Genomic DNA, 9,444 nt, shown 5'->3' on the forward strand with positions numbered 1-9,444 from the left:
ATGTTTCATGTCGCCCATACGCAAATTCTTGATATTTTCTTCCTCATGGTTTACCAAAGCTACAACTTTTCGCTTCTGGGTTTACAAAGCCGAAACCCGACGAAGTTTTCCCAACCCGTTCCATACTCACTTATGGTAACAATTTTCGGAAGGAATTAATCATGGCTCGCAATAAAATTGCATTGGTAGGCGCAGGTAACATTGGCGGCACATTGGCTCATCTTGCTGGTTTGAAAGAACTCGGCGATGTTGTATTGTTCGATATCGCAGAAGGTATTCCACAGGGTAAAGCACTGGATTTGGCGGAATCTTCCCCTGTTGAAGGTTTTGATGCACGTATGACAGGCGCAAATGACTATGCAGAAATAAAAGATGCAGATGTTGTGATTGTAACCGCAGGTGTTGCGCGTAAACCAGGCATGAGCCGTGATGACCTCATCGGTATCAACACCAATGTGATGAAGTCCGTTGGTGAGGGCATCAAAAACAACTGTCCAAACGCATTTGTCATTTGTATCACAAATCCACTAGACGTTATGGTTGGTGTTTTACAAAAAGCATCTGGCCTTCCAACAAACAAAGTTGTCGGTATGGCTGGTGTCCTTGATTCCGCACGTTTCCGTTACTTCTTAGCTGAAGAATTCAATGTTTCCGTTGAAGATGTAACCGCATTTGTATTGGGCGGTCATGGCGACACAATGGTGCCATTAACACGCTATTCAGCCGTAGCTGGTATTCCGGTGCCTGATTTGATTGAAATGGGTTGGTCTACACAGGAAAAAATCGACGAAATCGTACAACGCACCCGTGATGGTGGAGCTGAAATCGTTGGCCTATTGAAAACCGGTTCTGCATTCTATGCCCCTGCATCATCCGCGATTGAAATGGCAGATGCTTATTTGAAAGACAAACGTAAACTTCTTCCATGTGCGGCACATTGCTCCGGTGAATATGGTCTGGATGACCTTTATGTTGGCGTGCCATGCATCATCGGTGAAAATGGTGTTGAGAAGATTGTTGAAATTAAAATGAATGATGACGAACGTGCAATGTTCGACAATTCTGTTCAGGCTGTAAAAGATTTGAACGCGGTTGTTGATGGCATGGAAGGATAAAAAATTGAAAAATTGACGGAAATTTTCGTCAAAGAGTCGATTTTTTCATTTTAAAATAAAATTTGAAAAGCGGGGCGGATTGTCCCGCTTTTTTTGTTTCTACCCGAAATTTAGCGTTTTGTGATCACATTCACCACAAAAATCAGCATTTTTTAGGTGCGTAGCAGCAAAAATTTTAATTTGGGCGGTTGCGAACTGAATTTTTGCTGTTAAATTAAGGAACTGCGACGGTTGAATTGTCTGAATGCGACTTTTCGTAATTTTATGAACGATCATTCATAAATTCAACTATCGAGTAAATAACAAATTTCACCACGGCCCTAACAGGGGTTTTCGAAATTCAAGAGACGAAATTGGTATCTCCAGTTTCAAATCTGATAAGAAAATTCAAACAGGGTCAACCGGGAGGGAAACCGGAGAACCATGAACATTCACGAGTATCAGGCAAAAGAATTGCTTCGTAAGTTCGGTGTTGCTGTGCCAAATGGTAAGGTTGCATACACTGTCGATGAAGCTGTTCAAGCTGCGAACGAACTGGGCGGCCCAATTTGGGTTGTTAAATCACAAATTCACGCTGGTGGCCGCGGCGCAGGCCGTTTCAAAGGAGGCGATCCTGACCAAGGTGGTGTGCGACTTGCGAAATCTGTAGAAGATGTACGCGAAAACGCAAAAGCTATGCTGGGCCAAACTTTGGTAACAAAGCAAACAGGCCCGAGCGGTAAAGAAGTAAAACGTCTTTACATCGAAGATGGCTGCGACATTCAAACAGAAATGTATCTATCCTTGTTGCTAGACCGCGCTACAAGTCGTGTTTTGATCATGGCCTCCACAGAAGGCGGAATGGATATTGAAGATGTTGCTGAAGCAACACCTGAAAAAATCATCAAAACAACTATCGATCCAGCATCAGGCATTTCCGGTTTCCATTGTCGTAAAATTGCATTCGGCCTTGGCCTTGAAGGCAATCAGATCAAATCTTGCACCAAGTTCTTGATGGCGATGTATAAAGCTTTTGTTGAACTTGATGCTGATATGGTTGAAATCAATCCATTAGTAATTACAGGCGCAGGCGAAGTGATCGCCTTGGACGCAAAAATGGGTTTTGACGATAACGCTTTATTCCGTCATGGCGATATCTCCGATATGCGTGACGAAGATGAAGAAGATCCCGCTGAGTTGGAAGCGGCAAAACATGAGTTAAACTATATCAAACTGGATGGTGCGATTGGTTGTATGGTGAATGGTGCCGGCCTTGCGATGGCAACAATGGACATCATCAAACTCAAAGGCGGTGAGCCTGCTAACTTCCTAGACGTTGGCGGTGGTGCAACAACAGAACGTGTAACCAAAGCATTTAAGATCATTTTGTCCGACACAAATGTAGAAGGCATTTTGGTTAACATCTTTGGCGGCATCATGCGTTGTGATGTGATTGCCGAAGGCGTTGTTGCGGCTGCACGTGAAATCAGCCTGCATGTGCCACTTGTTGTACGTCTTGAAGGTACAAATGTGGAGCGCGGCAAAGAAATCATGGCTGAAAGTGGTTTGCCAATCATTTCCGCTGATAATCTGGAAGACGCAGCAGAAAAAATTGTTGCAGCAGTGAAGGAGGCAAGCTAATGGCCGTTCTTATTGATCGTAATACAAAGGTCATTTGTCAGGGTTTCACTGGTGCCCAAGGTACCTTTCACTCTGAGCAAGCCATTGCATATGGCACACAAATGGTTGGTGGCGTAACACCCGGCAAAGGTGGCGGCACACATTTGGACTTACCTGTTTTCAATACTGTTGCCGAAGCAAAAGATCGCACAGATGCAAATGCGACTGTCATCTATGTACCGCCTCCCTTCGCGGCGGATGCAATCCTAGAAGCAATCGATGCTGAAATGGAATTAGCTGTCTGTATTACAGAAGGTATTCCTGTACAGGATATGGTTAAGGTGAAACGTGCCTTGCATGGTTCCAAGACTCGTCTTGTAGGCCCAAACTGCCCAGGCGTGATCACACCTAACCAATGTAAAATCGGTATTATGCCAGGTCACATTCATCAGCCAGGTAAAATCGGCGTTGTATCCCGTTCTGGTACATTGACATATGAAGCTGTTGGTCAAACAACGGCTGTTGGCCTTGGTCAAACAACATGTATCGGTATTGGTGGTGACCCAGTAAACGGCACGAACTTTATCGATTGTTTGGAAATGTTCCTTGACGACGATGAGACCGAAGGCATCATCATGATTGGTGAAATTGGTGGCACAGCAGAAGAAGAAGCGGCGGAATTCATCAAATCTTCTAAAGTTAAAAAGCCAATGGTTGGCTTCATTGCAGGTGTAACAGCGCCTCCAGGTAAACGTATGGGCCATGCCGGCGCGATTATCTCTGGTGGTCAAGGTACTGCGGAATCTAAAATCGAAGCAATGAAATCTGCTGGTATCAATGTGGCGGCGAGCCCGTCCGCATTGGGCTCCACAATGTTGGAGACCATGAAAGGTTAAAAATAATGAGGGGGAAGCTAAATAAAGCTTCCCCTTCTTATTTTAAATCTGGAGTACCTCTTGTTTTCAGGAGATGCTTTAAACAATAAGGTCTAGGAAATAATTTTTAGGCCCAATGAGAAGAACGGATAGAACCGTTTCATAGACCGGAACCGCCGATAGGGAATTCCAAATTTCCGATTAGGATTTAAGGACTATCCTTCCTCATGACGGCCGACCTATGATCTGCGTCTATCCTACGTTTTGACGGTTAAGGAGATGCGCTCATGGCGTATTTAGGCGATACATCCCCTCTGTTTCAGGCTAATGAAATTTATATTGAGGAAATGTATAAGCGTTATCAAGCGGACCCCGCTGCGGTAGATGAGAGCTGGGTGGCTTTTTTTGACGGGTTAGATGAAGAGATTGACGATCTTGTCACCCGTGATCTTGGCCCAAGTTGGCAAAAAAGAGATACTAAAGTCGTCGGTGGACGAACCGATGCAGGAACTTCACTTTCAGATGCATTGATGGAAAAAGATACAGCATCTGGAAATGCAACTCTTGATGCCCTGATGTCTCAGCTGAAAAATATTTCTGCAGGCCCAGCAGCGCCAGCAGGACAAATCAGGCAAGCAACCCTTGATTCCATTCGCGCATTAATGTTGATCCGCGCCTATCGTATGCGTGGTCATCTACATGCGACATTGGATCCTCTTGATCTAACAGATCGTGGTGAGCATCCAGAATTAAGTCCAGCTTCTTATGGCTTTGGAGATGAAGATTGGGATCATTCGATTTTCATCAATTATGTGTTAGGCTTGGAAACCGCGACTTTACGTGAAATCGTAAGTATTTGTGAGCAAACTTATTGCGGCAATATTGGCGTTGAATTCCTACATATTCAGGATCCAGAGGAAAAAGCATGGATTCAGGAACGCATGGAATCCACATTAAACCGCAAAGATTTTACTGATCTGGGTCGACGCACCATTTTGGATCGCCTCACGCAGGCAGATGTTTTCGAAACTTTCCTTGATAAAAAATATCGTGGCACAAAACGTTTTGGTCTTGATGGTGGTGAGGCGTTAGTACCGTTGATGGAGCAAATCTTCAAATGTGGTACAGAAGTTGGTTTGGAAGAAGTCGTTCTGGGCATGGCCCATCGCGGTCGCCTGAATGTCCTTGCCAATATCATGCATAAGCCCTATCGCGCGATCTTTAATGAATTTGCAGGTGGCAGTGCCAACCCAGAAGATGTTCAAGGTTCTGGCGATGTGAAATATCATTTAGGTACATCTGCCGATCGCGAGTTTGACGGTAAGAAAATTCACCTATCCTTAACTGCTAATCCAAGTCATTTGGAAGCTGTGAATACAGTTGTGTTAGGTAAGGTACGTGCAAAACAGGACCAACGTGGTGATGCAGATCATTCCAAAGTAATGGGCTTGTTGCTTCACGGAGATGCTGCTTTTATTGGTCAGGGTATCGTTGCTGAAACCTTCTTGCTATCTCAAATTAATGGATACAAGACAGGCGGCACAATTCACATCGCAACCAATAACCAAATTGGTTTTACCACGTCTCCGCGTTATTCACGTTCTTCACCATATTGTTCTGATATGGCGAAAACAGTCGATGCGCCCGTATTCCATGTGAATGGCGATGATCCAGAAGCATGTATCCATGTGGCGCGCATGGCGATGGAATATCGTCAACGTTTCAAAAAAGACGTTGTGATTGATATGTGGTGTTATCGCCGCCATGGTCATAATGAAGGGGATGAGCCTAAATTCACCCAGCCATTGATGTATGATCGAATTGGTACACATCCACGTACACAGGAAATCTATGCCAAACGTCTGGAAGATGCGGGCGTGATCCAACCAGGTGAAGGTAAAGCGATTGTTGATAAACATCTCTCAGAACTGGAAGCTGAATTTGAATCTGCAAAAGCATATAAGCCAAACAAAGCCGATTGGTTTGAGGGCAAATGGGCAGGTTTAGGTCTGGCTGCTGGAGATGCACGTCGTGGTGAAACTTCTGTAGAAGAAAACCTGTTGAAAGAAGTAGGGCAAGCTCTTACGAGCTATCCGCAAAATTTCAATGTCCATTCGAAAATCGTACGCCAGTTAAAAGCCAAGCAGAAAATGTTTGATTCTGGCGAGGGCATTGATTGGGGAACCGCAGAAGCTTTAGCGTTCGGTACATTATTATGTGAATCCACCACCATTCGCCTTTCAGGTGAGGATTGTAAACGTGGCACTTTCTCACATCGTCATTCGGTATTGATCGATCAAAAAGACGAAAGCGAATATATCCCCTTAAATAATATCCGTACGGGTCAGGCACGTTATGAAGTGATCGATAGTCCATTGTCCGAATTTGGATTACTTGGCTATGAATATGGATATGCATCAGCAGAACCACATTCTTTAGTGATCTGGGAAGCGCAATTTGGTGACTTCGCCAATGGCGCACAGGTGATCATTGATCAATTTGTTGCCTCTGGTGAAAGCAAATGGTTGCGTATGTGCGGTTTGGTTATGTTGTTACCACATGGCTTTGAAGGCCAAGGACCAGAACACAGTTCTGCGCGTCTTGAACGTTACCTTCAACTTTCAGCCGAAGATAACTGGCAGATTTGTAATATTACATCCCCTGCCAACTATTTCCACGCATTGCGTCGTCAGGTACGTCGTGATTTCCGCAAACCTTTGATCGTAATGAGCCCTAAATCCTTGTTACGTCACAAACGCTGCGTCAGTAAACTTTCTGAATTTTCCGAACAGGCAACTTTCCACCGTGTTTTATGGGATGATGCACAATTTGCGAATACATTAGCGGCTGATAAGGATATCAAACGTGTCGTTCTATGTTCAGGTAAGGTTTATTACGATCTAGCCGAAGCACGTGATGAAGCAGGTATCAAAGATGTTTACATCATGCGTCTTGAACAACTTTATCCATTCCCGGATTCAGCCCTTGAAACTGAGTTAAGTCGCTTCCTGAATGCAGAAGTTGTCTGGTGTCAGGAAGAACCTGAAAATAACGGCGCATGGTTCTTTGTGGATCGCCGTCTTGAAAAAGTTATCGGTGCTTCTGGAAATAAAGTTTGTAGCCGCCCGCGTTATGTTGGTCGCGCTGAAGCAGCCTCCCCTGCAACAGGTAGTGGTGGTCGACATAAGATCGAACAAGAAACATTGGTTAAAGAAGCAATTACGCTGAGTTAATTCACACAGGAAGTGATGGGTGCCTCCATCATTTCCTGCTCAAAATGAGAGCTTAAAAGAAGAAGCTCAAACAGGAGCAAAAAATATGGCAAAAGATATTGTAGTCCCAACTTTGGGTGAATCCGTTTCCGAAGCAACTGTTAACAGTTGGATGAAGAATGTGGGCGAAGCTGTTGCAGTTGATGACCCAATTGTTGAACTTGAAACTGACAAGGTTACTGTCGAAGTCCCTTCCCCAGTGGCAGGTGTTATCACAGAAATTGTTGTTGAAGAAGGCACCGATGTCGAAGTTGGCGCTTTGTTATGTCGTATCGAAGAAGGTGCAGAGGCAACTGCCACTTCTTCAGAGGCACCTGCTAAGGAAGCTCCAAAAGAAGCAGCACCTGCAGCGGCACCTGCACCCGCAGCAGAACGCAATGAAACATTATCCCCGGCTGTTGCAAAGATGGCTGCGGAAAACAATGTGGATGCCTCCCAAGCCCCTGCTACGGGTCCAAAAGGTAATGTCACAAAAGAAGATGTTCAAAACTACTTGTCCGGCAATGCAGCAGCCGCTCCTGCAGCATCTGCAGCGGCACCAGCATCTTCTGCAGTTCCAGCAGCACAAACATTTGCACCAGCGCCAGAGCGTCCTATGGATCCACGCGGTGAAGAACGCGTGAAACTTTCCAAGCTTCGCAAAGTCATTGCCACACGTTTGAAAGAAGCACAAAACACAGCAGCGATGTTGACTACTTTCAACGAAATTGACATGACAGCGTTGATGGATTTGCGTAACGAATACAAAGAATCCTTCCAAAAGAAACATGATGTAAAACTTGGTTTTATGAGTTTCTTTGTAAAAGCAGCAGTAACCGCATTGAAAGAACTACCGGCTGTGAATGCAGAGATCTATGGGGATCAGGTAATCTACAAAAACTACTATGACATTGGTATTGCCGTTGGCACACCACAAGGTCTGGTTGTTCCTGTATTGCGTGATTGCGATAAGTTAAGTTTTGCTGAAATTGAAGCAGGTATCGCTGATTTTGGACGTCGTGCACGCGATGGCAAATTAACCATGGCAGAAATGCAGGGTGGTACATTCACCATTACCAATGGTGGTATCTTTGGTAGCTTGATGTCCACACCGATCTTAAACCCACCACAATCTGGTATTTTGGGTATGCACAAGATTCAGAAACGTCCGATCTGTGATGATCAGGGCAACATTACCGTTGGGAATATGATGTATGTGGCGCATTCCTATGACCACCGTATCATTGATGGTCGCGAAGCAGTGACCTTCCTTGTACGTTTGAAAGAGTGCATTGAAGATCCACAACGCCTATTGATCGATGTCTAATATTATTTGAGAATAGCGAAAAAGGCGAAGCATCTTCTTGCTTCGCCTTTTTATTTAAAACCCATTGGCATTCTCATAGTTCAGCTCTTTCATGGCTTCGATAAAACCATGCTCAGAATATAACTCCGTGAAGGCCTTATTCACTTTTACATATTCAGTTTTGTATTTCTTATGCATCACATGTAGATATGTAGTTCCATTATATACCTTTACCCCATATCCCTTCCCTAACTTTGCTCTGACATCGTCAAGTTCACTTGATAAAGAAGGGATGATGATTGCAGCCACACGACCACTTTGAAGCAATGCGACCAATTGATCCAAATATCTTGCTTTTATTAGACTTGCATCTAACTTTATGACCTCGTTATGCGCCATCTCATCAGCTCGAAACGCCGCCACAATTTTATTTTTAAAGGCGCGTGGATCGAAGTTTTCACCAATCACTTTCTGATCAAATATCAAATCAAAAGTTGAATAGCCAAGCGGAGTTCTCAGGCCTAAAACGAAATCTGAGTTTGCTGTTACATAATCTATTTTTGCCCAGCCTAAGGCTCCAATTTGACCCTCCCCAATATATCGAAGAGCTCGAGGTCGGGAAGTCACCTTGGTTTGATAACACACACCGGCTTTTTGATACGCTCGTTCAATCAAGCTCATCATATTTTTTATTTGATCCGATTCCTCAGCCCAATAGCCAATCGTAACACATCTCTGCGCCGATACAGGAAAAGTAAAAAATGCCCCCACCAATACAAAAAGAACAAACAATCGCATGATTAAGGTTCCCAAGTCCGAGAAATAGACTTCTCTAATATAAGTAAGTAAACAACATAAATGGCCATTTTGTCCACCTAGGAATTTCTTTATTTAATTGATAGCCCCTTTCCCTCAATTGACGAAGAAAGAACAATTGTTGAAATGCTCCGCCCAAGACCAGAGAAACGAGAAATAATGGTTTCCAGATGCTCAATATCACGCGCAATTACTTTGATAAAAAATGAATCCTCACCTGTCACATGATGGCATTCCAATATTTCAGACATATCTTGCGAGAGTCTGTGAACTTTTTGATATTGATCTTGTGGACATGTCACACGAATTATTGAGGTTAAATCCCATCCTAATTTTTTTCTATCAATTATAACTGTATATCCTCGGAGTATACCTTGATCTTCCAATCGACGAACACGATCAATCACAGTAGGAGTCGATGTGCCAGTTAACTTCGCTAGCGCATTAAAGGACTGACGAGAATCTCTTTGTAACGCATTTAA

At 44.0% G+C, this 9,444-nt stretch carries 7 protein-coding genes; 5 read left to right on the top strand and 2 right to left on the bottom strand.

Annotation, left to right across the window (positions count from 1 at the left end):
* Window positions 1-161 precede the first annotated feature (161 nt).
* The 5 genes from mdh (at window position 162) to odhB (ending at window position 8,167) form a co-directional block, all read left to right on the top strand.
* Window positions 162-1,115: a malate dehydrogenase gene (gene mdh / locus E1160_RS02205; RefSeq protein ID WP_155153358.1), complete on the top strand. Its 954-nt coding sequence runs from the start codon at window positions 162-164 to the stop codon at window positions 1,113-1,115.
* Window positions 1,116-1,538: 423 nt separating this feature from the next.
* On the top strand, window positions 1,539-2,735 hold the full coding sequence (gene sucC, locus E1160_RS02210; RefSeq protein ID WP_155153359.1) for an ADP-forming succinate--CoA ligase subunit beta: 1,197 nt from the start codon (window positions 1,539-1,541) through the stop codon (window positions 2,733-2,735).
* Window positions 2,735-3,610, top strand: coding sequence for a succinate--CoA ligase subunit alpha (sucD, locus tag E1160_RS02215; RefSeq protein ID WP_155153360.1), 876 nt, complete (start codon window positions 2,735-2,737; stop codon window positions 3,608-3,610). The genes sucC and sucD overlap by 1 nt, the downstream gene beginning before the upstream one ends.
* A 266-nt stretch (window positions 3,611-3,876) precedes the next feature.
* Window positions 3,877-6,822, top strand: coding sequence for a 2-oxoglutarate dehydrogenase E1 component (locus E1160_RS02220; protein WP_155153361.1), 2,946 nt, complete (start codon window positions 3,877-3,879; stop codon window positions 6,820-6,822).
* Window positions 6,823-6,907: 85 nt separating this feature from the next.
* Window positions 6,908-8,167: a 2-oxoglutarate dehydrogenase complex dihydrolipoyllysine-residue succinyltransferase gene (gene odhB, locus E1160_RS02225; RefSeq protein ID WP_155153364.1), complete on the top strand. Its 1,260-nt coding sequence runs from the start codon at window positions 6,908-6,910 to the stop codon at window positions 8,165-8,167.
* A gap of 54 nt (window positions 8,168-8,221) precedes the next feature.
* Here odhB and E1160_RS02230 read toward each other — a convergent pair whose 3' ends face one another.
* Both E1160_RS02230 and E1160_RS02235 read right to left on the bottom strand, forming a co-directional pair.
* The gene (locus tag E1160_RS02230; protein WP_155153362.1) at window positions 8,222-8,944 is read right to left on the bottom strand and encodes a hypothetical protein; all 723 of its coding nucleotides are present in this window, start codon (window positions 8,942-8,944) and stop codon (window positions 8,222-8,224) included.
* 89 nt (window positions 8,945-9,033) lie between these two features.
* Window positions 9,034-9,444: Lrp/AsnC family transcriptional regulator (locus E1160_RS02235; RefSeq protein ID WP_155153363.1), on the bottom strand; the 411-nt coding region annotated here is incomplete at its 5' end.

The sequence above is a fragment of the Curvivirga aplysinae genome, assembly GCF_009711445.1.
Classification (GTDB): Bacteria; Pseudomonadota; Alphaproteobacteria; order UBA8366; family Aestuariispiraceae; genus Curvivirga; species Curvivirga aplysinae.